At 42.7% G+C, this 24,149-nt stretch carries 30 protein-coding genes and 1 pseudogene; 29 read left to right on the forward strand and 2 right to left on the reverse strand.

What is annotated here, in order from left to right:
* The first annotated feature begins 26 nt into the window (after positions 1-26).
* Genes ABJ225_RS14160 through ABJ225_RS14190 form a run of 7 tightly spaced genes read left to right on the forward strand, consistent with a single transcriptional unit; the run spans position 27 to position 3,889 of the window.
* Positions 27-773 carry a DnaD domain-containing protein gene (locus ABJ225_RS14160; protein WP_347320838.1) on the forward strand — a complete coding sequence of 249 codons (747 nt, stop codon included), beginning with the start codon at positions 27-29 and terminating at the stop codon, positions 771-773.
* The gene (locus tag ABJ225_RS14165; protein ID WP_347320839.1) at positions 766-1,146 is read left to right on the forward strand and encodes a replicative helicase loader/inhibitor; all 381 of its coding nucleotides are present in this window, start codon (positions 766-768) and stop codon (positions 1,144-1,146) included. Before ABJ225_RS14160 ends, ABJ225_RS14165 begins: the two co-directional genes overlap by 8 nt.
* A complete protein-coding gene (gene dnaB, locus ABJ225_RS14170) occupies positions 1,130-2,461 on the forward strand; it encodes a replicative DNA helicase (protein ID WP_347320840.1) in 1,332 nt (443 codons plus the stop codon). Before ABJ225_RS14165 ends, dnaB begins: the two co-directional genes overlap by 17 nt.
* Before the next feature lie 6 nt (positions 2,462-2,467).
* Positions 2,468-2,662: a Fur-regulated basic protein FbpA gene (locus ABJ225_RS14175; protein WP_347320841.1), complete on the forward strand. Its 195-nt coding sequence runs from the start codon at positions 2,468-2,470 to the stop codon at positions 2,660-2,662.
* Entirely contained in the window at positions 2,659-3,228 is a 570-nt protein-coding gene (locus ABJ225_RS14180; protein WP_347320842.1) for a RuvC family protein, read from the forward strand. The genes ABJ225_RS14175 and ABJ225_RS14180 overlap by 4 nt, the downstream gene beginning before the upstream one ends.
* Before the next feature lie 17 nt (positions 3,229-3,245).
* A complete protein-coding gene (locus ABJ225_RS14185; RefSeq protein ID WP_347320843.1) occupies positions 3,246-3,389 on the forward strand; it encodes a hypothetical protein in 144 nt (47 codons plus the stop codon).
* A 20-nt stretch (positions 3,390-3,409) separates the two neighbouring features.
* A complete protein-coding gene (locus ABJ225_RS14190) occupies positions 3,410-3,889 on the forward strand; it encodes a hypothetical protein (RefSeq protein WP_347320844.1) in 480 nt (159 codons plus the stop codon).
* 384 nt (positions 3,890-4,273) lie between these two features.
* On the opposite strand, the gene ABJ225_RS14195 is transcribed toward ABJ225_RS14190, so the two are convergent.
* Positions 4,274-4,498, reverse strand: a complete 225-nt coding sequence (locus ABJ225_RS14195) for a hypothetical protein (protein WP_347320845.1) — start codon at positions 4,496-4,498, stop codon at positions 4,274-4,276.
* 106 nt (positions 4,499-4,604) lie between these two features.
* Between ABJ225_RS14195 and ABJ225_RS14200 the strand changes: the two are divergent.
* Positions 4,605-4,772: pseudogene (locus ABJ225_RS14200) on the forward strand (ArpU family phage packaging/lysis transcriptional regulator); the annotation flags it as partial.
* 228 nt (positions 4,773-5,000) lie between these two features.
* Here the strand turns inward: ABJ225_RS14200 and ABJ225_RS14205 are convergent.
* Entirely contained in the window at positions 5,001-5,465 is a 465-nt protein-coding gene (locus tag ABJ225_RS14205) for a DinB family protein (RefSeq protein ID WP_238282407.1), read from the reverse strand.
* Positions 5,466-5,702: 237 nt separating this feature from the next.
* On the opposite strand from ABJ225_RS14205, the gene ABJ225_RS14210 reads away from it, so the two are divergent.
* The 21 genes from ABJ225_RS14210 (at position 5,703) to ABJ225_RS14310 (ending at position 24,149) form a co-directional block, all read left to right on the forward strand.
* On the forward strand, positions 5,703-6,152 hold the full coding sequence (locus tag ABJ225_RS14210) for an ArpU family phage packaging/lysis transcriptional regulator (RefSeq protein WP_347320846.1): 450 nt from the start codon (positions 5,703-5,705) through the stop codon (positions 6,150-6,152).
* A 41-nt stretch (positions 6,153-6,193) separates the two neighbouring features.
* Positions 6,194-6,853, forward strand: a complete 660-nt coding sequence (locus ABJ225_RS14215; RefSeq protein ID WP_347320847.1) for a DUF4145 domain-containing protein — start codon at positions 6,194-6,196, stop codon at positions 6,851-6,853.
* 264 nt (positions 6,854-7,117) lie between these two features.
* Complete coding sequence (locus ABJ225_RS14220) at positions 7,118-9,775, forward strand: lipase/acyltransferase domain-containing protein (protein WP_347320848.1); 2,658 nt, start codon at positions 7,118-7,120, stop codon at positions 9,773-9,775.
* Between the two features lie 10 nt (positions 9,776-9,785).
* Positions 9,786-10,334, forward strand: coding sequence for a hypothetical protein (locus ABJ225_RS14225; protein ID WP_347320849.1), 549 nt, complete (start codon positions 9,786-9,788; stop codon positions 10,332-10,334).
* A gap of 171 nt (positions 10,335-10,505) precedes the next feature.
* Positions 10,506-11,162, forward strand: a complete 657-nt coding sequence (locus ABJ225_RS14230; RefSeq protein WP_347320850.1) for a hypothetical protein — start codon at positions 10,506-10,508, stop codon at positions 11,160-11,162.
* A 402-nt stretch (positions 11,163-11,564) separates the two neighbouring features.
* Positions 11,565-11,810: a hypothetical protein gene (locus ABJ225_RS14235; protein WP_347320851.1), complete on the forward strand. Its 246-nt coding sequence runs from the start codon at positions 11,565-11,567 to the stop codon at positions 11,808-11,810.
* Positions 11,807-12,124, forward strand: a complete 318-nt coding sequence (locus ABJ225_RS14240) for an HNH endonuclease (RefSeq protein ID WP_347320852.1) — start codon at positions 11,807-11,809, stop codon at positions 12,122-12,124. Before ABJ225_RS14235 ends, ABJ225_RS14240 begins: the two co-directional genes overlap by 4 nt.
* 148 nt (positions 12,125-12,272) lie before the next feature.
* Positions 12,273-12,590, forward strand: coding sequence for a P27 family phage terminase small subunit (locus ABJ225_RS14245; protein ID WP_056540551.1), 318 nt, complete (start codon positions 12,273-12,275; stop codon positions 12,588-12,590).
* Complete coding sequence (locus ABJ225_RS14250; protein ID WP_347320853.1) at positions 12,568-14,247, forward strand: terminase large subunit domain-containing protein; 1,680 nt, start codon at positions 12,568-12,570, stop codon at positions 14,245-14,247. Before ABJ225_RS14245 ends, ABJ225_RS14250 begins: the two co-directional genes overlap by 23 nt.
* Positions 14,248-14,262: 15 nt before the next feature.
* Positions 14,263-15,435 carry a phage portal protein gene (locus ABJ225_RS14255; RefSeq protein WP_347320854.1) on the forward strand — a complete coding sequence of 391 codons (1,173 nt, stop codon included), beginning with the start codon at positions 14,263-14,265 and terminating at the stop codon, positions 15,433-15,435.
* Positions 15,416-16,126 (forward strand): head maturation protease, ClpP-related, encoded by a 711-nt coding sequence (locus ABJ225_RS14260; RefSeq protein ID WP_347320855.1) that lies wholly within the window; start codon positions 15,416-15,418, stop codon positions 16,124-16,126. The genes ABJ225_RS14255 and ABJ225_RS14260 overlap by 20 nt, the downstream gene beginning before the upstream one ends.
* A gap of 38 nt (positions 16,127-16,164) precedes the next feature.
* Positions 16,165-17,373, forward strand: coding sequence for a phage major capsid protein (locus ABJ225_RS14265; protein WP_347320856.1), 1,209 nt, complete (start codon positions 16,165-16,167; stop codon positions 17,371-17,373).
* 19 nt (positions 17,374-17,392) lie between these two features.
* Positions 17,393-17,722: a hypothetical protein gene (locus tag ABJ225_RS14270; RefSeq protein ID WP_347320857.1), complete on the forward strand. Its 330-nt coding sequence runs from the start codon at positions 17,393-17,395 to the stop codon at positions 17,720-17,722.
* Between the two features lie 4 nt (positions 17,723-17,726).
* The gene (locus tag ABJ225_RS14275) at positions 17,727-18,071 is read left to right on the forward strand and encodes a hypothetical protein (protein ID WP_347320858.1); all 345 of its coding nucleotides are present in this window, start codon (positions 17,727-17,729) and stop codon (positions 18,069-18,071) included.
* A complete protein-coding gene (locus tag ABJ225_RS14280; protein WP_347320859.1) occupies positions 18,046-18,396 on the forward strand; it encodes a head-tail adaptor protein in 351 nt (116 codons plus the stop codon). The genes ABJ225_RS14275 and ABJ225_RS14280 overlap by 26 nt, the downstream gene beginning before the upstream one ends.
* Positions 18,389-18,799, forward strand: a complete 411-nt coding sequence (locus tag ABJ225_RS14285; RefSeq protein WP_056540565.1) for a hypothetical protein — start codon at positions 18,389-18,391, stop codon at positions 18,797-18,799. Before ABJ225_RS14280 ends, ABJ225_RS14285 begins: the two co-directional genes overlap by 8 nt.
* The gene (locus tag ABJ225_RS14290) at positions 18,777-19,193 is read left to right on the forward strand and encodes a hypothetical protein (RefSeq protein ID WP_082824254.1); all 417 of its coding nucleotides are present in this window, start codon (positions 18,777-18,779) and stop codon (positions 19,191-19,193) included. The genes ABJ225_RS14285 and ABJ225_RS14290 overlap by 23 nt, the downstream gene beginning before the upstream one ends.
* 53 nt (positions 19,194-19,246) lie before the next feature.
* The gene (locus ABJ225_RS14295) at positions 19,247-19,780 is read left to right on the forward strand and encodes a phage tail protein (RefSeq protein WP_481900628.1); all 534 of its coding nucleotides are present in this window, start codon (positions 19,247-19,249) and stop codon (positions 19,778-19,780) included.
* A gap of 54 nt (positions 19,781-19,834) precedes the next feature.
* Positions 19,835-20,323, forward strand: a complete 489-nt coding sequence (locus ABJ225_RS14300) for a hypothetical protein (protein ID WP_347320861.1) — start codon at positions 19,835-19,837, stop codon at positions 20,321-20,323.
* Between the two features lie 152 nt (positions 20,324-20,475).
* Positions 20,476-23,400, forward strand: a complete 2,925-nt coding sequence (locus tag ABJ225_RS14305) for a phage tail tape measure protein (protein WP_347320862.1) — start codon at positions 20,476-20,478, stop codon at positions 23,398-23,400.
* A complete protein-coding gene (locus tag ABJ225_RS14310) occupies positions 23,400-24,149 on the forward strand; it encodes a phage distal tail protein (RefSeq protein ID WP_347320863.1) in 750 nt (249 codons plus the stop codon). The genes ABJ225_RS14305 and ABJ225_RS14310 overlap by 1 nt, the downstream gene beginning before the upstream one ends.

Raw genomic sequence — 24,149 nt, forward strand, 5'->3', positions numbered from 1 at the left:
GGATAGAGAGAAAGGGGTGAGGTGCTGTGACAGTAGGTGGATGGGTTAAGGTGCATCGGAAATTACTTCAGAGTGATATCTTTCAGAACGAAAAGCTACTGAAAGTGTTCATGTACTGCCTACTAAAGGCATCTCATTCTGAATATAAACAGTTAGTCGGGATGAAAGTGGTTGAATTAAAACCGGGACAATTTGTGTTCGGTAGAAGTAAAGCAGCATCCGAAATGAACATGAAAGAATCGACAGTTTGGATGTACATTAAGCTGTTAGAAAAACTCGGATCAATATCTATAAACAGTAACAACAAATTTTCCATCATAACCGTTGATAAATGGGAGGATTATCAGTCTCAGGAGTCAGATGGTGAACAACAAAATGACAACAAAATGACAACAAAAAAACAACAAAATAACACAAACAAGAACTTAAAGAATTTAAAGAACTCTAGTAGTAGTAGTGGTGGTCAAGATGAGGTAATTGAATTCTATCATGAAAACCTTCAAGTCGGGGTCTCATCTTCCCCATATGTTTATCAACAAATTCAACACTGGATGAATGACTTCGATTCAGAAATTGTATTGGCAGCAATGAAACTCTCTGCCAAGAAAGAAAAAAGAGGTTTCGACTACACCGAAGGCATCCTAAAGAAATGGGTCGAGGCAGGGGTTAGATCAATTGATGACGCACGGAAGTTTGAACAGTCTTTCAAACAGCGAGGGAGAAAGGGTAGTGCCAAGAGACCTAGTAAGGAGGATTTTGATCTCAATGACTAAAGAACAGGTTTTTGAAGTGATGAGCTTATTTAAAGAAGTCTACAACAACTTTCATTTTGACCAAACAAAGCTAAATACGTGGTACCGGTTGTTAAAGGATAAGGATTCCGCGGTCATCCTGCAGAATGCCGAAAAGCTTTCACTGTGCTCGAAATTCGTGCCCTCCTTATCAGAACTGGTTCATTACTCAGAGGAGGAACCACCATCCGGTCCGGCTGTACCCACTGCTGAGGAGACACAACAAATGCTCCAGGAAAGAGCCAGGAGCAGAAGGAATGCCGCAAGTCCGGAGGTAAGGGAAAAGGCGCTGGCCGAGATCAGAAGAATCCTAAACATCCCAGATGAGGTGGAAAAGAATGAATCAGTTGGTTGAAGAACCTCAACTCATGAATGCAGAGGCCGAGCACTCTGTTATCGGATCTATTCTCCTGGAAGGTGACTTGATTAAGGATTGTGTCTTGCAGCACGATCACTTTCACATCATGGAGAACAAGCGAATCTTTTGGGCCATGGGCCGTTTAGACAAGAAAGGGATCCCGATTGACATCACGACCATCGCTGATCTTCTTGAAGAGGATGTTGATAAGATCGGAGGAATCAAGCATTTGCTCAAGGTGGCCGAGTCTGTTCCGACGACAAAGAACTTCAAATTTTATGAATCTCTGGTCCTGGAAAACTGGCGGAAACGAAGATCACTGCAGTTGGCCAACGATTTTAAGAAGCAATTGGTCCAGGAGGATCCGGCAGAGGCGATCCAAACGGTCATCGGTGAATTGATGAAGGTGCAAGAAGAGGAGACCGCGGATGACGATGGCAGCATAAAAGAAGAGCTGCTAAACGTCTATGAGCAGTTAAGCACTCAAACGGATCAAATGACGGGCATCCCCACCGGTTTCGATGAATTAAACAAGCTCACTGGCGGCCTCCAGGAGAGTGACCTGATCATTATCGGGGCTAGGCCATCCATGGGCAAAACAGCCTTTGCTCTAAATGTAGCCTTTAACGCAGCTGAAGAGGGCGAAATCCCGTGCATATTCTCACTGGAAATGCCTAAGAAACAGTTACTCAAGAGGCTCATATCGATCTCGGGCAATATCGATGCGCAGAAGATGAGAAATGCAAGTGAAGACTTCACGGATCATGATTGGCAAAAGTTCTCCCACGCGCTCGGCATCCTCAATAACCTGGATTTACATATTTTCGATCGCCCGAGTGTAACGGTGAACTACATCTGGACCAAGGTGAGAAAGGTTAAGCGAGAGAATCCCGGCAAGAAGCTGCTGGTGATGATTGACTACCTTCAGCTGATCATGGGGAATGCAAGCTACCGCGGGAACCGGCTCCAGGAGATCAGTGATATCAGCAGGAGCCTCAAAGCGATGGCAAGGGAGCTTGATGTCAACGTAGTGGCCCTCTCACAGCTTTCAAGGGGTGTAGAGCAACGACAGGACAAACGGCCGATGATGTCCGATCTGAGGGAATCTGGGCAGATTGAGCAGGATGCAGATATCATTGGGTTCCTTTACAGGGATGACTACTATTACAAAGATTCTGATCTAAAGGGAATCACAGAGCTAATCGTCTCCAAGCACCGTAATGGGCCAACTGGGACCGTCAAACTCGGGTTTGTAAAGGAGTACGGGAAGTTTATCAACCTGGTCAAGCAAGAGGAAATGAATTTTATGTAAGGAGGGATGACCGTGAGAGCCACTGTACCCTATGGGCAATTAAGAAAAGGAATCCAAATCCAAAAAGATTTTTATAAAAGTGAACTTTTGCAAATGGACTACTTTAAAACGCCATGTGGAAAGCAACTGTACGAACTCACCTTATCAGAACTCGAGCAGGTCTATGAAAACGAGAAAGCTAGAAGGAGGAAGCGAGCATGAGATTTATCGGAATCGATCCGGCATCGAAAACTGGGTTTGTGGCCTTAGACGATCGTGGTGAAGTGGTCAGAGAAAAGGAACTATCCGGAATCGGGGACAAGGATCCCAAACGGATGGTGACCCTGATTCACGAAATCACTACACACCTGCAGCCAGGCGACCACATCTGTATTGAGGGATTCCCCTATAGCACACAGAAGGCCATGTTCGCCGGGGGCTTGCATCACGGAATTCGGAATGAAATGTTTAAAAGGCGCCTTCCTTATCACGAGGTTGCCCCCAATGCCGTCAAAAAGTTTGTGGGAGTGACCGGCTGGACGGGAGAAAAGGGCAGCAAGAAGAGGCTAACAGGTCCACAAAAGAAGCGAGAAGTGATGAAGGCTGTCTTCAACGCGTTTGGATATGAACACCGGAGCGACAACGTAGTAGATGCCTATATTCTGGCTAAGATCGCCTTTGCCACTTTTGCGATCCAAGAGAGTGGAGAGATAAATCTGACAGTAAATCAGTCTCAAGTCGTTCAGGCGATCCTCCAGGAAACCCCTGATGTGAAAAAGAAGGCATGAGCATAAGGCATAGACCATTGAAGAAAGTCGTGTTCGGTATGACAGAGAAGACCATTGGGAAGGTCATTGCCGACCATGAGGATCGTGGGTGGAGACAATCAACACCAATCAAGAAACATGGATACGGGTTAGGATGCCAAATGATCTGGCAGAAAAAATAGATGGTAAGGGAGACAGAGACATGAGCAAAACTCAACTTAACGTGTTTTTCAAGATGCAGCAGAAGGACGATAAGAAAGAGGTTCTGAAGTTTGAAATTAAAGGGCAGGAAGAGGGAGACGAGTCAACCACCGCCCTTTATGGCTTGGCAGGGAGCATCATCCTATTTGAAATTGAAGGGTGTGCAGCTGGTGAGACTTCGGCCGAATTCATGAACATTCAGCGAGACTCCAAGAAAACGGCCATGAAATTTGCGATTAAAGGGGATTCGGAGAAAAAGGCACAGGAGCTTTATAAGTACGCCGGCCGCAATGTGAACCTCTCCATTCAACAATCTCAAATGAGCATTGAAGAGTTCTACGAAGACAATCCAGGCATTGAGTACCAGGTAGACGAAAACGGAAATGTCGAGGTTCCAAAGGATCAACTGAGCATTGATGATGTAGAGGATCAGGAAGAGCAGGATGTTGCGGATCTGTTTGAAGAAAAAGAGTTGCACTGATTAAGTAAATATCAAGGAGCAGTTTGTAGGGATAGCTGCTCCTTGATAAAAATATTTCTGATAACACCGTCTAAAACTTATTTCTGATTTTCACTAAATTTGTTTTTGAAGTAAAGGTAATCAACCTTGTGTTTAGTGGCCATAAGCTGTGATGCAAGTATAGCTGTATAAATTGTTGTTAGGAGGACTCCCAAAATCGCAATACTAAACAAAGAATCACTTTTACCGTTCATATCTATACACCCTCTTTAATTGGATAGAGGTATTTTCACCTTAGAACATTAATTTATACATTTACTTGATGAACAGGCATTTGAACTAACAAAAAGTTTTCATACCGTTAAGATATATAAACAGAAGATCTAGAGCTTTTCTAGCATATTGCTAAAAGAATTTGCTTATTAAGTCAAGGTAAAACATCCCGTATACCCAAATAGCAAACCCTACCAAGCAGAATAGTCCAACTAAGTTCCGAGTAATCTTTTTAGGAATTCCGACATTCTCAAGAATTAATACAGGAATAACGGAAGTAGCTAATACCATAATGCATAGAGTAGCTAAAGCCAAAGCAAGTCCATTAAACACTGAAGTATCCAGTGCTTCAAACATATCCTCACCACCTAATGTGAATCAGAAACATTCCTGATTTATGAGTAATTAAGACTAAGAATATTTTACCATAACGGGAGGGGTAATAGTGGGAAAACAATTGTTCATGCTACCTGAAATCGACAGAGAAAAGACCAAGGCAGCTGTTGAGTCCGCTTTAGACATGTATCGATTTTACTTACTAACAGTGCATTAAGATCAGCTCCCTAGGGTGACTGCAACGTACTCTTTAATTCCTCCGGCATTCTCGAATCAGTTTCATTCTTCTACCGAGCAGGATGTTGCGGATCCGTTTGAAGAGAAAGAGCTGCACTGATGAACATTGACCAGGGAGAGGCGGAGCTGCCGCCACTCCTTGGTGAAAATAAAACTAGAGGGTAATCAAGGTGGATAATAAGGAAACTATGAAAAGCTTTAATGCATACGTCAAAGAACAAGATACTGGGGCACTAGATCGGATAAAAAAGCGAACCATTGGGATTTGAAGACCGTCTGAAATACCTTAGTTGAAAAGTATGATTTTTGGATCTTTCTTGGAGCAGTGAACTAGCATTGCATGTAATTGACCTCGATGGTGATAGACATGGGCAAGAATTTCAATTAACCATTCATAACGGGTATAGGTAGCACCCCAGTAAGAAGTAGTTTGTTTATTCAATTGTTCAACTGTTAGTTGCATATAGTTGGTTTTTAATGCATTGAAATTTTTGATTAAGCCCTCTTTTATGTCATCTAATGTTTTGTAAGAAACTCCAGCATAAAAACTCTGCATTTCTTTTTCTGAAGCTTCCTTAGAAATCCGCCAATCAGCTTCACAAATTATTGCAATGTGCTCTAGTAGTTCCCCTATTGAATGTTTATCAAGAGTAGGTCTCTTTTGTAAGTCGGCTTCACTTAGAGTCCCTACCATATCAATAGTTGTACTTATTGCTAATTCAATCTGATCCAAAATGCTCTTACAGCTCAAAAATATCACCCTTTATTGGTTTTTATGTACACCAAAAATTATACAGCAATATCGTAATTAAAAACCTAAAACCTTTTTTTTACGAATCACCGATGTAACTCTTCGTAATAGTGGGGAGAACAGCATTCAAGCTTACAAAAAAAATCAGACCGAATGTAAAAAAGACCGGCATTGACCCTGCCGACCTTGATGAATTTCTCGTCAAAGAATATTTTACCATAAAGGGGAGGTTCAATGTTGGGAAAACAATTGTTCATGCTACCTGAAATCGACAGAGAAAAGACCAAGGCAGCTGTTGAGTCCGCTTTAGACATGTATAGGTTTTATTTACTAACAATACCCGAAGATCACCTTCCAAAAGTGACGGCAACGTATTCATTAATTCCACCGGCATTCTCGAATCAGTTCCACTCTTCCACCGAGCAGGCTGTTGTTAATCGTGTAGATCAGGAGCTGGCTAAGAAGAAACACATCGAATGGGTTCTTAGGGGAGTAAATCGGTTGAATAAGATGGAGCGTGAAATCATCTATAAGCGATACCTGGAGGATGAAGAGATATTTGATTATGAGCTTTATAATGAATTAGGGATGAGTGAAAGAAGGTATTATAGGATAAAAGCGAGAATATTTTATAAGTTAGCTTTTATACTGAGAATTGAAGTTTATAAAGGCGAGAAGCATTCTTAATGGATGCTTTTTATTATGAGGTTATAGGGGAGATGTTTTTTATGTACGGAAAAGAAAGGTTTGTTTGTCCACAATGTGGAACTGGCACAAGTCACAGTTGGTATTTTGTGGGAGCTGGAAGTGGTGAAATGTATATGAGTTATACTGCACATCATAATATCATCAAAAACATTGATGAAGAGGATTATGCCTTATCAGTGTGCCATTACTGTGATGACTTTTGTTTGTGGAAAGAGGGAGAGTTAGTTTATCCAGTAACTAACCTGCAAATTACTGAGCCCAATGAGGATCTTCCAGAAGATATAAAAGAAATATACAATGAAGCAAGGAATATTTTTCAATTTTCTTCACGTTCCTCTGCAGCCCTATTAAGACTGGCTTTGGAATCTATACTCAATCAACAAGGTTATAATAGTGGAAGGCTAGTTGATAAAATAGATTCTTTAGTAGATTCTGAAGGAACATCTGAGGAATTAGTTATGGCTGCTGAAATAATTAGGCTTTATGGGAATTCGTCTGCGCATGTTGGTTTTATAGATTTAAATGAGGATAAAGAAGCTGCTGAAGAGTTGTTCATGGTATTAAATCTGATTGCTGAACACCAATATACAAAGCCAAAGAGGCTACAAGCATTAATTGACAAATTACCTGCAGAAAAAAGAGAAAACATAGAAAAGAAGTTAGAGCAGGTTAAAAAGTAATGGCAGACTAATGGCAAATAAATGGCAATTAGTTGGCAAAGCATTTCATCCTGACCGTGCTATTATGGTATTAACGAAATATATCAAAGAGGGCTCCTTTTTATTGAGGGAGCTTTTTGTACGTCTCGTTCTTTTTTTTAGGTTATTAAGTACACTAATGTCAAAATTCTAAGGATTTTTTTCATAACAATTTCGGGTTGAAACACCTTTTTTGTAAAATAATGTAGTAATATGGGTGTAAATGCTTATAGGGGGAAATTAGTTATGATTGTATTTGTTCCAGGAATTAAGGGAAGTGAGTTGTTTGAAGGGGACAATAAAAGATGGTTTCCTTCTACTGAAAAAGATATGGATTTATTAGATATTAAGAATGAATTGCAAGCAAATTCCATTATTAGGCATGTAACTCCATATGGGGCAACAAAATTCACCAAATATATATACAAAGGAATCCTAGATGAATTTGGAGAGAGCTCATTTTCTCTTTTCCCATATGATTGGAGAAAATCAATTTTAGACCATGTAGACTCGCTAGTGTCTACTATTATGCGAGAGTATGAAGCGACAGGGGAATCAGTTACCGTTGTTGCTCATAGTATGGGGGGATTGTTAGCTAAAGCAGCTCTCCTTAAAATCAATGATGAAGGGTTATCAGACAAGGTTAATAAACTTGTTACTATAGGGACTCCCTGGAATGGTGCACCTGATTCATTTAAAGCTTTATTATACGGTGAACCAGGTATCTTTGAAGATTTTACTAATATCTTTCAGTTCGCTAACACAAAAGCCACCCGTAAAATTGCTAGGATGTATCCTTCTGTATATCAGTTATTGCCGAATGAAACCTACTTTCGCAATCCAGATGGGAATTTTATTGCTACTAAAGATGGCATGGATATGGCATTTAGTAGCTTTAAAACAATGATTCAAAATTTGCATGATTCTGACAAGGAAGAAAGTGAATTTGTAGACGTTTGGAAAACCTATATAGATCCACTACAAAAGGTTTTAAGTGCTGAACTGCCAGAGGAGATTCAGCATGATTGCCTAATTGGATATGACCAAGCAACTTTATATAGAGTTCCTGAGAAAATTAGTAAAGCTGGAGAATTACTAAAAAAATATAAAAATCCCTCCGAATTTAAAAATGGAGATGGTGTAGTTCCGTTACATAGCGCAGTTCCAATTCATACTGCAAATTTATACTATGTGAAAGGAGAGCACTCTTCTTTATGCTCTTATCCTAATGTTGCTGAGTTTATCAAGTGGTCTACAGGTTATGGGCAAGTAGAGGATTTACCTAAGGGAATTATAACTAATGATAGTGATGTTGCCCCTAAAAACAACAATTTAGTGGCGGGTTTTATGACTAGGATAATGTGTCCGGTAGAATCTACGATAGTTGATGAGGAAGGTAAATATGTCGCTGGTGTATTTGATACTAGTATCTCAGAAATTAGTGAGTTATCCTCTAGTGAAAAAGTGAAGTTTTTTAATATTGGTGAATCAAAATATGCATATTTCCCCCAAGATATACCTGAAGAGTTGGCATTTGAAATTAATGCTTATAAAGAAGGTATTGCTCAAGTATCTATAGAAGTATTTGACAAGAGTGAAGTAGGTACTAAATCATTGAGATTTGATACTATCCCAGTGAGTAAGGACAAATCCGCTAAATTACGAATACCTGGGAAAGAAAAGGTTGATGCTTCAGTTCTTGAGTATCAGGGTGAATATATTGAACCAAAAATTATGTCGCCAAAAGATAAAGAATCAGTTAAGAAACATCCAATTCCTAAGATAGATGTGAACATTTTACCGCATGGAAATACTAAAAAGACTCCATACCTCAAAGCCTATTCCGGGCCAGTTACTATATATATAGAATCAGATGAGGGTGAATTTATAGATGAATTATTTTTTTCTATAGACGGGAAAGATGTAAGAAAATACAAAAATAATGAGTTGATTGATTTAGAATCAGGTCAGTACACCATTGAAGCTTTTGGGAGAGATATATTTGATCGCGTAATTAAATCTTCTTCAAAAGTTATTAGCATAGAGAAAAATCCACCTAAAACAAAAGCTGAGCTATTTGTTGATCCAGAGGGAATTCTTCTTCAATTTACTGGGCAGAGTGTACGGGTTAAACCAAAGACACACTTTAGAATATTAGAGGAAAAAGATTTAAATAGTCTTAGTGAGGAAAATGTGAAATGGGAGGAAGTTACAGAGCAAACAAATAAGATTAAAGTACCCACTAAAACGCTTCGAGGAAACAAGAATTCAAAAGTTACAATAGAATTCTACTCTGAAATTACAGATTTTGAACTGAAAGAAGAAATTCAAACCTTAGAATTTAGTTTAGGTGAGATCCCGATGCTAATGTGGGAAGAAACTACTTCTGCAGTTACTCCAAAGCTAATTTGGGATTCACTATTTCAGTTGAACCAGCTAGAAATAAATGAGTATAATATTGAACAAAACGTTCAAAATAAGTATACCAAGATAGATCAAAATCAAGTGGTTGGTGACAACGTAAAAAGTGTTCGATTTAGCTCAGAATTTTTTAATGTAGAAGTATTCTTCTCTGAAAAATATTCACTTTATTTCAGTGGACCACCCACAGAACTTCTCAAACAAGGACAGAAGTATAAATTTTCGTTTGAACTTAGAACAGAACGGGGTAATGAAAAAATTATAACAACTAATCCAACGGCTAGGCTAAAAGCAGTCAAAGCAAAGAATATTAAGGATAAGATTCTTGATTTGACAGAAAAGGATGGAACTTTCTTTGGTAGCTTTACGGTTGATGGAAACTTTATTAAGTATAAGCATAGGTTAATTGTAACTGATCAGAAAAACGTCTCTCCACCTCTTAGAGATACTGTACTTATCTTAGGGGAGGAAGATAAAGATTAGAGGTGAGTAGATGCCAACGTGGATATTAATTCATGGGAGTTTGATGGTATTTTGGTTTATTTTTTGGGCTTTAATGTATTATTTCAAGCTATGGAGAATAGGCTTTCCATTTAATAAATCAACGGCATTTAAAGCAGTCTTTTTATATCTATTCCCTATTAGTTGGCTGGCTTGTTCTGTAATTTTAGGAACGATAACAAGTGTTTTATTAGATAGTAATCTTTGGAATGTATTATTAGCTATAATACTCCCACTCCTGGTCTTAATTGCATACTCGCTTAATATTTTTGTGAGCAGGTATTTATTTTTTAGAAGTGAAGCCAGTAACGAATCCGCTGTTAATAAAACGAAAGAAGATATGATGAAATGGACTAAGCAATTTCCATTTATAAAAGAAGATAATCTTTCTATACAATTATATATATCGAATAATAAACCTATTGCCAAGATGTACCTTTATGAGTTAGGTTCTAAGGAAATGGAAATTGTAAAAAAGAAAGAAAAAGAACTGCCAGAGCACACTTCGCTCTACTTTCTAAAAAAAAACTTTAGTTTTTAACTTTTCGTTTCAAAGAAAGTTTGCACAGTAATTTAGGAAAAGTGAAACAAGAAAGAAAGGCTCCTATTAACTGAAGGGGCCTTTCTTCCTTTAAATGATTTATTTAATTTATCCAGTACAATCACAGGCGGTACACAAAGTATATATAATAGGGCAAACATATTATTAATTATGAAAATTAAAATGGTGATAACTGTGAAAATTAAACGTGAAATTAGAAGTTACATTGGACTAACAGTTTTAATAATTGTTTATTCTACATTAGCGATTAGTTTTGTATACTATATTTTTGAATTGAATGAATTAATGCTCACAGCAATAATAGCTTTCATAGGAGCAATTATTGGAGGACTAATATCTGGATTGCTAACACTAAGCGGTGTTAATTTGACTTTGCGTCAACAACAAGCAGAAAGGTTAGAGGAAAAGTACAATATATACAATTTGATTTTCTCGGAGTTATTACATAAAAATATAAGACTCCAGACAAGTATAAAATCACTAAATGAGATGGACTTTAACAATGTTATCCAAGACGTATACAAAAGTGCAGAAGTACTTTCAGGTGTATCAAAACAATTGGTTAGCCAAGCATCAACTGTGAATCCTGAAATACTCTCTATAATTAAGAGTACAATTTGGGTAGCTGAGCAAATAATGGGATACATTGAACATGCGGCTGAAAATAGTTATGAAGCCCGTGTAATTATTTCTACTTTAACTAAAGAACATTACAATAAGGTTGCTAAAAACGATGTGGATTTAGAAGAATGCGGAAGAGCTTTGAGAAAAAAAATAGCTGAATATGAAGTAAAGGGTTGGGTTTAAGGGTTTTACATAGCAGTTGTTCGTTAATGCAAAAAGAGTCTACTTAGGGAGTGAGAAATTGGAAGGATATAAATCAGTCAAATGTCCACAGTGTTCAAACGATAAAGCAAGACGGAGCAAGATCATGAAGTTCCTCGTTATTTATTCCTGCGTGGTGCTGATTATCCCGATCATCGGATGGTTAGGTGGCATCATCGGCCTTAGCGCTGCCTGGGTGTTCAACAGGAAAATTAAAAAGGACAATATCGTTATCATGAGGTGTCTGATCTGCAAACATAGATTCAGAGTAAAGAAAGCGGACTTTGAGGAATACCAAACACATGCAACTCATCCTGTAGCGTGAGTTGCGGGGAGCATCCTTTCGAGGGTGCTTTTTTTGTTGCCATAAAAGGAGGAAGCGCCATGAATGAAGAGAGCAGGAGGGCATTTCTGAACGAGTTAAGTAGATTCATTGAGTACCTAAAGAAGGAGGCAGCAGCAGTGTTCAGACGGATGAAGAAATTCTGCATCACCGTTAAGGAGCAATTCGGAAAAGCGGGGAGCCGGCTTGTTGCAAGGAAAGGGTGGGATATCCTTCTTCCAGAGAGAAAGCGGCCTGTGAACAGGCACAGACCAATCAAGGCTGTTGCAAGGAGTGCTCTAAAATGATGACAGAAGAAATCAGGTTGCTCATCGCCAATGATCGCATTGATAAGTTCTATAACCGAGGAGCGTGGCGAAGGAAGAGCAAACAGATCCTGAAGCGGGACAACAATGAATGTCAAATCCACAAGCGCAGGGGAAAGTACGCAAGGGCTCGAAACGTGCATCACATTAAGGAGCTCAAGGACTTTCCGGAGTTCGCTTATGATGATGAGAACTTAGAAGCGGTGTGCATTCGTTGTCACAATGAGCTTCACCCGGAGAAGCTGGAGCGGTTCAGGAAAAAGGAGAAGGAATTTATAAATGAAGAGAGGTGGTGAAGGGATGAAATGCCCCCCGGTCAAAAATTTTGGCGAATTACTTGGGAGGGTCTACAACGGGGGAGGGTGACGATTAATTAAATTTCTGATGCTCTCATGAGTAAATATTGGGAAATGAATGGAAAATGTTCTACGAGGAGGTGATAAGATGGCCAGGAAAACGAGCCAAGCCCAGAGAAAAAGAATTGAAGCAGATTTGCTTGATCAACTTAATGAAAGAGAAATATCTGGTGAGCACTTTTTTGACTTGGTTCAGGTGTACCTATCGATGTGGGATTTAACAAATTCACTGATAGAAGATATCGAAAAGGAAGGTCCAAAGGTTGCTGGAATGCATGGTCCAAAGTCAAACCCAGCCATAAATGACCTGAACAAAACCAATGCTCAAATGTTAAAGATTTTGTCGGAGCTAGGACTCAAAGCTGCCGCGAACTTTGATGGTGATGACGACGATGACGACTGGTAAGATTCAATACAACAAACATATTGATCATTACTTTAAACAAGTTGAAAGTGGCCATATTGTCGCTTCGAAAGAAGTAAAGCAATTAGTAGCCTATCTTAAAGGGAAGCTTCATGATGAAAAAGAACTTATTCACATAGATCATGAAGAGATAGATCGGGCCATTAAGGCAATTGAGAGATACTTCCCCTTCCTGTTGCTTCCTTGGCAAAAATTCATTACAGCATTCGTCGTAGGGATGACCTATAAGAAAGATGGCTCATTGGTCTTCAATGAGTTTTTTTTAATGATGGGCCGGGGCGCAGGAAAAAACGGATTTATAGCTGCCCTCTCGTTTTATCTGATCTCACGACAAAAGATTCGTAATTATGATGTTGCTATTGTGGCCACTAGCGAGAAGCAAGCAAAGACTTCATTTATGGACGTCTGGGAAGCACTGGACAGTCACTGGAGAAAATTAGAGAAGAAGTTTAGGCGGACTCTTAAAGTAATTGGATTTAAGAAAACCAAGTCAAAGCTCGAATACTTTACGAACAATGCAAAAACGAAGGATGGACTGAGACCAGGATGTATCATCTTCGATGAGGTCCACGCCTATGAAGATGAGGAGAACATAAAAGTCTTCACCTCGGCCCTCGGTAAAGTACCACGAGCCAGGCGCTTTTATATCACAACAGATGGCAATATCCGTGGCGGATTCCTTGATCAGATGAAGGAAGAGGCCAAGATGGTCCTGAATGGTGAGATTAAAGGGAGCAGGCTCTTCCCGTTCATATGTAAGCTCGATGATCCGGAAGAGGTTCACGACTTCTCCAAGTGGGAGAAAGCCAACCCCTCCATCATGTACTTTCCTCATCTTAAATTGGAGATGGAAACAGAGTACCGGAATATGGAGCACCGTAAGTCGGCTAAACTTGAGTTTATGACAAAGAGAATGAACATCCCTTCACAGGATGCCTACGATCTTGTCGCTGAATGGGAGAAAATCTTGGCCGCCACAAAGCATAACTTCCCCGAGTTCAAGCGTTCGGCCTGCATTGGCTCCATAGACTACTCTGACACGCAAGATTTCGCCGTCGTGGGTCTGTACTTCAAGCTCGGGAAGAAAAAATACTTCAAGCAGCATACATTCATCAATCACAAGTCTTTGCTCTTGAACAATTACAAGGTAAACATTGAAGAGGCCATTGAACGCGGTCTGGTTACGATTATTAAAGAAGAAACCAACAAACCAGAATATCTCGTTGAGTGGTTCCTTGAACAAGCGAAGGTTCATGACATTAAGTTCATCACCGCCGATATGTACCGGATCAATTACTTGAGAGAAGAATTTGAGAAAGCCGGGTTTGATGAATTCATCATTGCCAGGAGTGGTAGCAAGACGCATACGCAGCTGCAGCCAATCATTGAGGACCTCTTTGCATATGAGAATGTGATCTTTGATGAAGATGACCTGATGATGCGGTGGTATACAAATAACGTCTACATCAAGCGTGATAGCAAAGGAAACATCACATACGAAAAGATCGAGCCACGGCTGAGAAAGACTGATGGCTTTTTTGCATTCCTTCACGCCCTGCAACATGATGCAGAGCTTGAGGATTCAGAGCCAATGACCATGGACCGGATCAAAAACATGTTCAGGGCCTTCTCTGTGTAAGGAGGTGAGAAAAATTTGAAAATATTAGATTGGTTCAGTTCCTGGTTTAAAGACAGTAGCACGATCGCTTTAGACGCTGACTTTTTTGAGTTGGCAGCAAAGGTCCATTACAAGAGGCTGGCCATAGATACCTGTACAAATATCATAGCCAGTGCCCTTTCTAGATGTGAATTCACGACATTTAATAAGGGCAAGGAAACCAAAGGAAGCCTCCATTACACGCTGAATGTGGCACCCAATCAAAATCAGAATGCCACGGAGTTTTTCCATAGTGTCGTGACGCACTTGATCAATGACAACGAATGCCTGGTCCTTCAACAAGGCGAAGAATTGATCATTGCTGATTCTTTTGCTCGTACTGTGTACGCGGTGAAGCCAAACTCATATAAGAATGTTCAGGTAGGCGACTTTAAATTTGATAAGACGTTCTACGAGGAAGATGTCTTTTACTTCAAGCTCAACGATCATAACATCATAAAGGTCATTGATAGCTTATATGAAGACTATGGGAAGCTCTTGGCATCCGGAATCAATTACTATAAGCGAAAAAACAACAAAAGGTATGCGATGAAGGGCGATTATTTAAGGGGTTTGACGGAGAAAGAGCAAGAAGAGACCAATGCACTTTTGGAGGCGCAGCTAAAGGATTGGTTCAATCCTGACAAGGAAGGGTCAGCATTTCATTTCTCCAAAGACCTCACTATGGAAGATATGAGTGACGGACAAAAAAGCACCGGTAACTTCGGGACGAGCCGAGATATTCGGGATCTGGTAAATGATGTGACTGATTTCGTGGCCATGAGCCTGCATGTTCCCAGGGGCATCATCAAAGGAGACGTATCTGATATTGAAAAGCAAATTGATAGCTTCCTGATGTTCTGCATATTGCCACTGGTTAAGCTGATCCAGACGGAGCTGAATAGGAAGTTCTATGATAAAGAGCAATTCCTGGAGCGCAGCTATATCAAGGTCGACACGTCACAGATCAAAGTCGTGGACATCGTTCAGTTGGCGAACGCGGTGGACAAGCTCTTTGCGGTCGGCGGCCTATGCATCGACGACATTCTAGAGCTCCTAGGTAAAGAACCTCTTAACACTCCGTGGTCGAAGAAACGTTTTGTCACGAAAAACTATCAAGATGCAGAGAACCTGGAAGGAGGTGAAGAGAATGAAAATGAAGCGGTTTAAGAACGAAAAATTCAATAACAAGCCTGCGATTGGGCGAGTGTTCAAGGCAGAGGCTATCAATGCCGATACGCATAAGCTAACAATCTATGGCGATATCGGTGAATCTATGTGGGGTGATTACGTCACCGCAAGTGAAGTGGAGAATGCCCTCAACGGAATCGACTCTAATCATATTGATGTTCACATTAATAGCTATGGAGGGGATGTCTTTGATGGAATTGCGATCTATCACACATTAAAGGACCATAAAGCCTCCATCACGACCCATGTAGATGGCATTGCTGCAAGTGCTGCCTCCCTTATTGCTATGGCAGGGGACAAGGTCGTTATGAACGTGGGATCTATGCTGATGATTCACGAAGGATCTACAATAGCCTGGGGGAATAAAGGGGATATCCAAAAGACGTTGAACGCATTGGAAAAGATAGATCAATCCATCGGCAACATCTATATGACGAAGTTCACGGGCGAGCGGGTCGATATCGAGACCATGATCACGAACGAAACGTGGTTCACCGCAGAGGAAGCCATCGATGCGGGGTTCGCGGATAACGTTAGCGAAGAGGACACCAATCCGGCGGATCCGGAGGAAGTGAAAAATGCCATCCTGGATAAAATCCGGAATCGCAAACCCGCACCATCCCAAAACCCAGCACCATCAATATTGAATCGATTCAAGCGCTCAGAGTAGCGCTTTTTATTATGAAACCATTTGGAGGGCAACAATCTATGAAATCAAAGCTGAACCTTTTACCATTGAATATTCAATTTTTTGCCGGAATCAAAAATCCGGATGACCCAATTGTCCAAAACAAAGAAGAGCAAGTGAAAGCCATGCAACAGGCTTTTGAAACAGGCGATCCCGAAGCAGTTGCTGCAAGTATTGTAGCCAATTTTGAGAACAACATGGCCCGAGTACAGGACATGATGAACCAAGTTACCAAAGACGCAAGGCAAGCCACTTCCGAGCAGTGGGATAATCAAGTTCTTGCATCCCGTGGCGTCCGTGTCCTCACAAGCGAAGAGAAGAAATTCTACAACGAAGCCATCGAGGCTGAGTCCTTTGATGAAGTCATCAAGCTTGTTCCGCCGACCGTTTTCGAACGTGTCTTTGAGGACCTTGAAAAAGAACATCCTCTTCTATCAAGAGTGAATTTCCAGAAGACCGGCGCCAAGACGGCATGGGTTCTTCGCAAGCCAGGGGAGCCGGTTGCGTTCTGGGGCGATGTAACGGCGTCCATTCAAGAAATGCTGGATGAAGGCTTCCGTACTGTTGAACAAGGGATGTACAAACTGAGCGGGTTCTTGGTTGTTTCCAAAGCGATGTTTGAACTTGGCCCACAGTGGTTGGATCGCTACGTTCGTATGTTCATGGCGGAGATCATCGCCGATGAACTAGAAAATGTCATCGTCAACGGTGACGGGAACAAAAAACCAATCGGGATGACCCGGGACTTAGAGGGTTCAACCACAGGTGGAGTATATCCTTTAAAAGCGGCGAAAGTGCTTGCGGATTTCACTCCAAAGACAATCGGTAAGGAAATTCTAGCCCCGACAACAAAAGAAGGAACGCGCCGATACACAGGCGTCACGCTTATCGTTAATCCGATGGACTATGCTATTCGTTTCTTCCCATTGGGTGCCAAGCAAAAGGATGACGGTAGCTGGACCTATGATAATTTTGCCGTACCAGGATTGGAAATCATCCAATCACCAGCAGTGAAGCTCGGACAGATGATCTCTGGAAAACCAAAAGACTACTTCATGGGAGTTGGCGTAGAACAAAAACTCGAGACAACCGATATTCTTCGAATGATTGAAGATCAACGCTTGTACCTCGTTCGTCAATTGGCTAATGGCCGCCCGTTGGATCCAGATTCATTCACGGTCTTCGATATCTCACAAATTGGGGAAGTAGAAGCTACGCCAGAAGTCTAAATAGAAAGGATGAACGAACATGCCATATAAGGTGATTAACGATTTCACTGATACCAAAACCAAAACCCTTTACGAAAAGGGCGATATCTACCCTCTTCAAGGGCTGGAAGAGACCCCGGAGCGGATTTCCGAGCTCCAGGCCGTCCACCCGAAGTATAAGCGAGCGTTCCTTGCTCCAGAGCCATTGGAGGCGGAGCCGGCCGAAGAGGTTAAACCAGCCGTCTACACGGACGAGCAGCTGGAGGCATTGGGTGCGAAAGCCTTGAAAGAACTTCTCGATGAGAAAAAGATTTCATACAAGGCTTCGGCCACAAGACCTGAGCTGATCAAACTCTATAAGGGCGAGTAACGCTATGAACAGTATTGATGAGAGCACAAGGGCTTCTCTTCTAAAAGAACTCCAGGATGATCTCCTCATCACATGGGAAGACGAAGATACCAATCGAAGGTTGCAAAACCACATCACTAAATCAGCGGCTTACCTGGAAGAATTAACGGGTACGTCGCTTGATTTTTCAGCGAATATCCGCGCAAGGGAATTGCTACTCGAGCGCTGCCGGTATCAGCACAACAGTGCGACGGACGAGTTCGAGGTGAACTTCGAAAGAGAGCTATCTCGTTTCATCCTAAAGGAAGCGGTCAATGCGTACAGGAAGGCGCGTGTTATAGATGATGAAACCTTATCGCGAAACATTTAACGATGGGTTTATGCAGTACGGGTTTTCCAAAACAGCCCGTTCTGAAAGTGGCAAAGCGGTAGGCAAGTCGTTCTCGCCGGTTGGGAAATTGGCGTACAAGGAATTGAGTTGCCGTGATCGAGATTACGAGCTTGCGGGAGTCCTAGATTCCAAGCTTGATCGAAAGATTAAAACGTTGGCCCCTCCGTCCTTCAAGACTATATCCAAGTCGAAGTTGAAGGTCGTTATCGAATCCAATGAGTACGACGTTATCGAGGTTGATACGGATCCAGGTAGAAGGTATTTGTTCTTCTATCTGCAGAAGGTGGGTGCGGTTCATGAATGAACGCGCCAAAGAAATCATCAAAGGACAAAACAAGTCCATACTCACGGTTTTAAAGGATCATTTTGGTCTTCCCGGGTTCCAGGATAACATCAATGAAGATGAGATCCCGGAGGACCATAACTACTTTCTCATTGTCTATGGAGATATCAGCCGGACGGAAAAGCAACGAGCAACCAGAAATGGACTTTCACAGGACGTCTACGTCGTTTACATCAGCGAAGGAAATGACGAGTTGGATGAAACCAGCCTGGACATCATTTCGTTAGTTGAAGGCGTCAAAGCGGTTGATTTTCAACGGACAACGAAAGAGAGAATTCAAAAAGCAGATACGTCCGAATTTGTGGATCGTGTCACGCTGATTTTCACGAGGATGATCAAGTATGTCAGCCCGATTTCAAATTGACTATAAGGATGTTGATCGTCTCCTTCAAAAGATTTCCCAGCTCGGCGACCAGGCCGAGAAGACCATTAATGAAGTGCTGCATACCTTTGGAGTGAAAAAAGTCGTCCGGGATATCACCAAGGAGATGCCGATTTCTAAACGACAGAAGCGCCATGCCAAGTTGAGTACCTGGTCAAGGGCTGAAGAAGGCAATCTGGAGTTTGTTGTGAAGGCAGCAGGCGGAGCGGCGAACAAGCGCGGTAGCTTCGGGTACCTTGTCTTCCCGAATGAAGGGCGGGGCCCCTCGAACCCTTTAGAACAACGGTTCATGGAAACCGGTTTATATAGAGCCACCAATCCGGTCCTGGATGAACTAGGCAGGGCCATAGAAGAACGAATTACAAAGGAGTTGTAAATATGCCGACAGTTGTTGAACAGTTTGCGCCAGTGCGCATCACAAATGCCAGTGTGCAATTTTATGAAGGCGGGACAAAAAAGACAGGCGAGAAGTTTGGTAGCCTTGGTTCCGTTGAGGGAGAAACCACCCTTAAGGAATTGATCAAGACAGAAGAAGGGCAAGAGGTGGCCAAAAGAACCAAGCCAGAAAAGATGGACCTTACTGTCTCGGCCCACATCCGGACGTCCGTCATCCGCAAGATCTTCGGCATTTCCTCAAATGGACTAAAGCCTGGAATTTACAAGTACGGGCAAGATTCAAAAGGAATGGAATTTGTCTTCACAGCAGATGTTATCGATGAATTCGAGGATGTGACCAAGCTGATCGCGTTCCCGAAATGCGTGAGTGCCACAGGTTTCACCTTCACCATTGAAAACGGGGCGGACGAAGTGGCTCTTATGGAAGTGCAGCTGACGGCTTACCCGGATGCAATGAGAGAGATTTACTATGAGGCATTCGTCAGTGAGCTAGAAGATACGACAGTTGCTACAAAATGGCACACGGAATTTGATCGATCATTGGTTGAATCAACACCAGAAGTGTAAATCGGAGCAGGGGAAACTCCCTGCTCTTTTTATATGGAACAGGAGGAAGAGGCCATGGCCATTCAAACAATCGTTCTCAAGACGTTACAAGTGTACGAAGAAGACGGGATTTACAAAGAGAAATATATCGACACCGAAAAATACCCTGCAATGCTCACAAACTATTCCCTGAAAGTCGGTCAAGACCGCGGCTTAATCAAGGGATCACTCCTCGCAGATATTATGCACCTGCAGAAGCTTCAGGATGTGGAAGATAATCCAGATCAAGCAGCGGAAGCGATGGAGCGATTGGACACAACGGAGTGCCTCAAAGTCATTTTCTTGGCATGTGCCGGGTTAAAGAAAGGGTTCCCGTACTCCTTTGATGAGTTCGCCGAACGTTATCACGAAGACACGGAAACGATCATTGAGACCTATGCGGAACTGATTTCCGACCTGGCTCAGAAAGACACGAATCAATTCGCTAAGGCATTGGAAAATAGCACGAAAAAAAAACCGAAAAAGGGCAACCGAAACCACCAGAAATCAAAATCGAAACGGTAGAGGATCGATACGTCCTCTATTGTTTAGTGTTTGGTATTTCAGACGACGTATTCTGGCACTTCCCTTATGCCTCGGTTGAACGAATCTACGAAGGGAAAGCGGCCTTCGACAGTTGGCAGGCGAACCCTTATACGAAGTAAGTTGGTGAATAGATGGCAAGACAACCGGAAGTAAAGGTTAAGTTCAGTATCTTCAATAAGGAATTCAACGAAGGCATAGACAAAATCAGCAAGGAATCTGCGACGCTCAGAAAAGAATTCAAGCTCCAGGAAGAGCAGCTGAAAGCAAATGGCACAACTTCGGAGCGATTTGAAGCAAAGCTCTCTCACCTTACCAAGCAACACCAGTTAGCTGGGGACAAAGTAAAAGCTACGGCGAGCCAATTGGCCAAAGCAAAGGCAGCCTATGGGGAAAACTCCAATGAGGCCCGAAAGTTAAATGATGTACTTCTTGGGTATCAAACCACCCAACAGAAGCTAGAAAATCAATTGACGTCGACCAAAAATGAACAAATGCGCTATAAGAAGGCCATGCAAGACATTAAACGGATCATGGAAGTGACGGAAACGTCTACGGAGGATTTGGCCCAGGCGCTCGGTCCTGAAATTGCTCAAGCTATCGATAAGGGAACGGCCTCCACGAAACAATTGGAATACGCCTTCCGGAAGGTATCAAAGAGCGCAGTAGGAACCGAAGCAGATATTCACCAGGTCAAGAAGATATTGGCCAAGCTGGATGACGGGTCTTCCATTAAGTCGATCCGAAAGGACTTGGATAAGCTCGGAAAGAGCGCGGATGAGGCAAAGGGTTCTGTTAAAGGGCTCGGGTCCGAGATTGGCGGATTAGCCGGAGGATTGGCTGCTGGCCTTGGCATCGGGGCGGCCATCGGGCAGTCCATTGATGCCGCAGACCTGAAAGCCAAGATTGATTTGACCTTTGAAGTGCCAGAGAGCGCCAAGAAGGACATCTACAAGTTAGTCAGGAATGTTGAGTCTTATGGAATCGATGCGGAAGCCGCCTTGGAAGGGGTCAGAAGACAATGGGCTCTCAACAAGAAGTCGAGCGATACCACAAACGAGGCAGTCATCAAAGGTGCAGCCACGATCAGCAAGATATACGCAGGTATCGATTTTAATGAGCTGATTCAGGAGACGAATGAAATTGGCTCGGCTCTTAAAATATCCAACAATGAAGCTCTTGGTCTTGTGGATGCCTTACTTCAAGGAGGCTTCCCCCCTGAACAGTTGGATATCATCGCCGAATACGGTACGCAGCTACAAATGGCCGGCTACGAGGCAGAAGAGGTCCAAAACATCTTTGCAGCAGGGGTCGACCTGAAATCGTGGAATATCGATAACCTCTTGGATGGAATTAAAGAAGGTCGAATTCAAATGGCCGAATTTGGTGCCGGTACTGATAAAGCCACAAGGGAAATCATTGACGGTGCCGGACTTAGTATAAAGAAGTTTGAAGAATGGGGTGCAGCCATCGCCAAAGGTGGTGACAAGGGCCAGGAGGCAATGCTTGAAGCCACAAAAGCACTTACAGGCGTAAAAGACGAGACAGATCGCAACTTGCTTGGGACGAAGATGTTCGGAACCATGTGGGAAGACCAAGGATCTAAAATCGCCGACACTTTACTGAATGCCAAAGACGGCACAGCTGACTTGGCTAAGCAGCAGGAGAACTTGGCGGACAAGGTCAAGAAGATCGATGACACGCCCGCGAAGAAGCTCTCCGAAGCAACGCAGAAGTTAAAGGGAGCCCTGGATCCTTTGTTCACAGTCATCGCGAATGTGGTCACAAAGATTGCCTCTTGGGCATCGGATAACCCCACCTTGACCTCCACCATAGTGGCCATAGTGGCCGTAGTAGGAACGTTGTTGGGGATTTTAGCTGTCTTAGGCCCCATATTCACAGCAATCGCAACAATAGCCGGGGTGGTTGGTGCGAGCTTTGCAGCAGTCGCCGGCGTTGTAGGGATTGTAATCGCAGCAGTCGTGGCGCTAATCGCCATTGGCGTCCTCCTATACAAAAATTGGGACACCATTGTCGAAAATGCCAAGAATACTTGGACCCTCATCGGGGCTATCTTCAAAATGGCGAAGGACAAGATCGTTACCCTGATCGTTAATCTGTACACATCCACGGTAGCGAAGTTTCAGGGTCTACTAAATAAGGTGAAGGGTCTCGCTGAAATGTTGCGGAGCTTTGTCGTCCAGAAATTTGTCGGGATGGTTACCACCGTTGTTTCAAGGATCGTGAACTTCCATAAATCCTTGATTGACAAATTCAAGTCTTTACTCAGCAACATATCGAATACGGCAGAATCTATTCGAAGCTATGTAATCAATAAATTCGTTGGAATGGTTTCGTCCGTTGTCAGTAAGGTGTCCGGCTTCACTTCATCAGTGGTCTCGAAATTCAAGTCCTTATACAAGTCCGCAAGTGGAGTGGCAGAGTCAATCCGCAGCTATGTGGTCAATAAGTTCAGCGGATTGAAAACATCCGTAGTATCAAAAATCAGTAGTCTATCGGATTCGGTTTCGTCAAAATTCGACAGTATTAAAAAATTCATAACGGATCCGATTTCATCAGCGAAGCAAACAGTCCTCGATACGATTGATCGAATCAAAAACGCCTTTTCCGACTTGAAGCTCAAGATACCGAAGCCCTCCATCCCGAAAGTCAGCATTTCAACGGGTATTAAAAACATCGCAGGGTTCGACGTCAAATATCCGAAAATCAACTGGCATAAGACCGGTGGGGTGTTCACCCGACCTGTGGTGGCTGGTAATGCCGGTTTTGGCGACGTCGAGGAAGGCATCGTCCCATTTGAAGGCTCTCATGCCAAACGGATTGCGACACTGATCGCGGACGCTCAGAACCGAATCCAACAGACATCGAAAAACGTAGCAGACAAAGCGCAAGAGCTGATGGTACAGCTGCAGGTATCGGCCGGTGATGTCATCATCGATGGCAAAAAGGCTGGAGAAGTCATGTGGGAACCGGTTCAAAAGCACACAGCGCAGAAGAAGAAAGCCGATTCGCGGCGGTTCAAAGCGAGGATTAAATGATGAAGAGTCGATTTAATTTTAGTATTGAGTATTCGGATGGTCGTAAGGTGAACATGCACGAAAAGGGACTGTGGGTGAGCTTCTTCCGGATTTCTTCCCCGAATGCAGAACGGTCGCTATACGAACACTCCCAAATTCCTGGTGCCCGTTTGATCTCTTCCAGAATCGGAGTGAGGAAGGTACAGATAGGATTCAGCTTTGAAAAGGGAAGCCTGGAAGAATTGGACTCTTTCAAACACGAAATCTATCAGACCTTTTTCCATAGTGATGAATATAAGGTTGTGCGGGATATGTACCCAGGCAACTATCTGATGGCGCTACAAGAAGGAGAATATGATATCCAAAATGTGACGGGTACAGACGGCGAGTTTGAAATCGAACTCACCATGCTGGACCCGTTTATTTATGGCAACAGGAAAGAAATCGCTTTGATTGGCCAAGCCATCGATCTTGGCCCCGAGGAATACTGGCCGACCATTACGGCGAAGTTCACGACGGCAGCCAGTTCCTTCAAGGTGACTCACCAGGAGACAGGGAAGTTCGTCGAAGTGAAATATGGGTTTGTCGTCGGAGACCTCCTGGTGATCGACTTCAACAAGCGGAAGGTCACAATCAATAACAACGTCCGTATGACGGCGTTCACGCTTAAAAGCCGGTTCTTCAAGCTTGTACCCTTTACGAATCATCTGACGGTGTCGCCGTACACCGCAGCCACTGTGAAGCTATTGTATGAACCCAAGTCCATATAA

This window comes from Rossellomorea sp. RS05 (assembly GCF_039822645.1).
In the GTDB taxonomy this organism is placed as follows: Bacteria; Bacillota; Bacilli; order Bacillales; family Bacillaceae_B; genus Rossellomorea; species Rossellomorea marisflavi_B.

What these genes read in the sequence shown, in the direction of transcription:
- ABJ225_RS14215 (WP_347320847.1), top strand. Translation starts at nt 6,194, where the DNA reads ATGTACGGAAAAGAAAGGTTTGTTTGTCCACAATGTGGAACTGGCACA.
- ABJ225_RS14225 (WP_347320849.1), top strand. Translation starts at nt 9,786, where the DNA reads ATGCCAACGTGGATATTAATTCATGGGAGTTTGATGGTATTTTGGTTT.
- ABJ225_RS14190 (WP_347320844.1), top strand. Translation starts at nt 3,410, where the DNA reads ATGAGCAAAACTCAACTTAACGTGTTTTTCAAGATGCAGCAGAAGGAC.
- ABJ225_RS14300 (WP_347320861.1), top strand. Translation starts at nt 19,835, where the DNA reads ATGGCCATTCAAACAATCGTTCTCAAGACGTTACAAGTGTACGAAGAA.
- ABJ225_RS14280 (WP_347320859.1), top strand. Translation starts at nt 18,046, where the DNA reads ATGAAACCTTATCGCGAAACATTTAACGATGGGTTTATGCAGTACGGG.
- ABJ225_RS14165 (WP_347320839.1), top strand. Translation starts at nt 766, where the DNA reads ATGACTAAAGAACAGGTTTTTGAAGTGATGAGCTTATTTAAAGAAGTC.
- ABJ225_RS14265 (WP_347320856.1), top strand. Translation starts at nt 16,165, where the DNA reads ATGAAATCAAAGCTGAACCTTTTACCATTGAATATTCAATTTTTTGCC.
- ABJ225_RS14195 (WP_347320845.1), bottom strand. Translation starts at nt 4,498, where the DNA reads ATGTTTGAAGCACTGGATACTTCAGTGTTTAATGGACTTGCTTTGGCT.
- ABJ225_RS14270 (WP_347320857.1), top strand. Translation starts at nt 17,393, where the DNA reads ATGCCATATAAGGTGATTAACGATTTCACTGATACCAAAACCAAAACC.
- dnaB (WP_347320840.1), top strand. Translation starts at nt 1,130, where the DNA reads ATGAATCAGTTGGTTGAAGAACCTCAACTCATGAATGCAGAGGCCGAG.
- ABJ225_RS14250 (WP_347320853.1), top strand. Translation starts at nt 12,568, where the DNA reads ATGACGACGATGACGACTGGTAAGATTCAATACAACAAACATATTGAT.
- ABJ225_RS14305 (WP_347320862.1), top strand. Translation starts at nt 20,476, where the DNA reads ATGGCAAGACAACCGGAAGTAAAGGTTAAGTTCAGTATCTTCAATAAG.
- ABJ225_RS14175 (WP_347320841.1), top strand. Translation starts at nt 2,468, where the DNA reads ATGACCGTGAGAGCCACTGTACCCTATGGGCAATTAAGAAAAGGAATC.
- ABJ225_RS14245 (WP_056540551.1), top strand. Translation starts at nt 12,273, where the DNA reads ATGGCCAGGAAAACGAGCCAAGCCCAGAGAAAAAGAATTGAAGCAGAT.
- ABJ225_RS14310 (WP_347320863.1), top strand. Translation starts at nt 23,400, where the DNA reads ATGAAGAGTCGATTTAATTTTAGTATTGAGTATTCGGATGGTCGTAAG.
- ABJ225_RS14285 (WP_056540565.1), top strand. Translation starts at nt 18,389, where the DNA reads ATGAATGAACGCGCCAAAGAAATCATCAAAGGACAAAACAAGTCCATA.
- ABJ225_RS14290 (WP_082824254.1), top strand. Translation starts at nt 18,777, where the DNA reads ATGTCAGCCCGATTTCAAATTGACTATAAGGATGTTGATCGTCTCCTT.
- ABJ225_RS14230 (WP_347320850.1), top strand. Translation starts at nt 10,506, where the DNA reads ATGAAAATTAAAATGGTGATAACTGTGAAAATTAAACGTGAAATTAGA.
- ABJ225_RS14235 (WP_347320851.1), top strand. Translation starts at nt 11,565, where the DNA reads ATGAATGAAGAGAGCAGGAGGGCATTTCTGAACGAGTTAAGTAGATTC.
- ABJ225_RS14220 (WP_347320848.1), top strand. Translation starts at nt 7,118, where the DNA reads ATGATTGTATTTGTTCCAGGAATTAAGGGAAGTGAGTTGTTTGAAGGG.
- ABJ225_RS14260 (WP_347320855.1), top strand. Translation starts at nt 15,416, where the DNA reads ATGAAAATGAAGCGGTTTAAGAACGAAAAATTCAATAACAAGCCTGCG.
- ABJ225_RS14275 (WP_347320858.1), top strand. Translation starts at nt 17,727, where the DNA reads ATGAACAGTATTGATGAGAGCACAAGGGCTTCTCTTCTAAAAGAACTC.
- ABJ225_RS14180 (WP_347320842.1), top strand. Translation starts at nt 2,659, where the DNA reads ATGAGATTTATCGGAATCGATCCGGCATCGAAAACTGGGTTTGTGGCC.
- ABJ225_RS14240 (WP_347320852.1), top strand. Translation starts at nt 11,807, where the DNA reads ATGATGACAGAAGAAATCAGGTTGCTCATCGCCAATGATCGCATTGAT.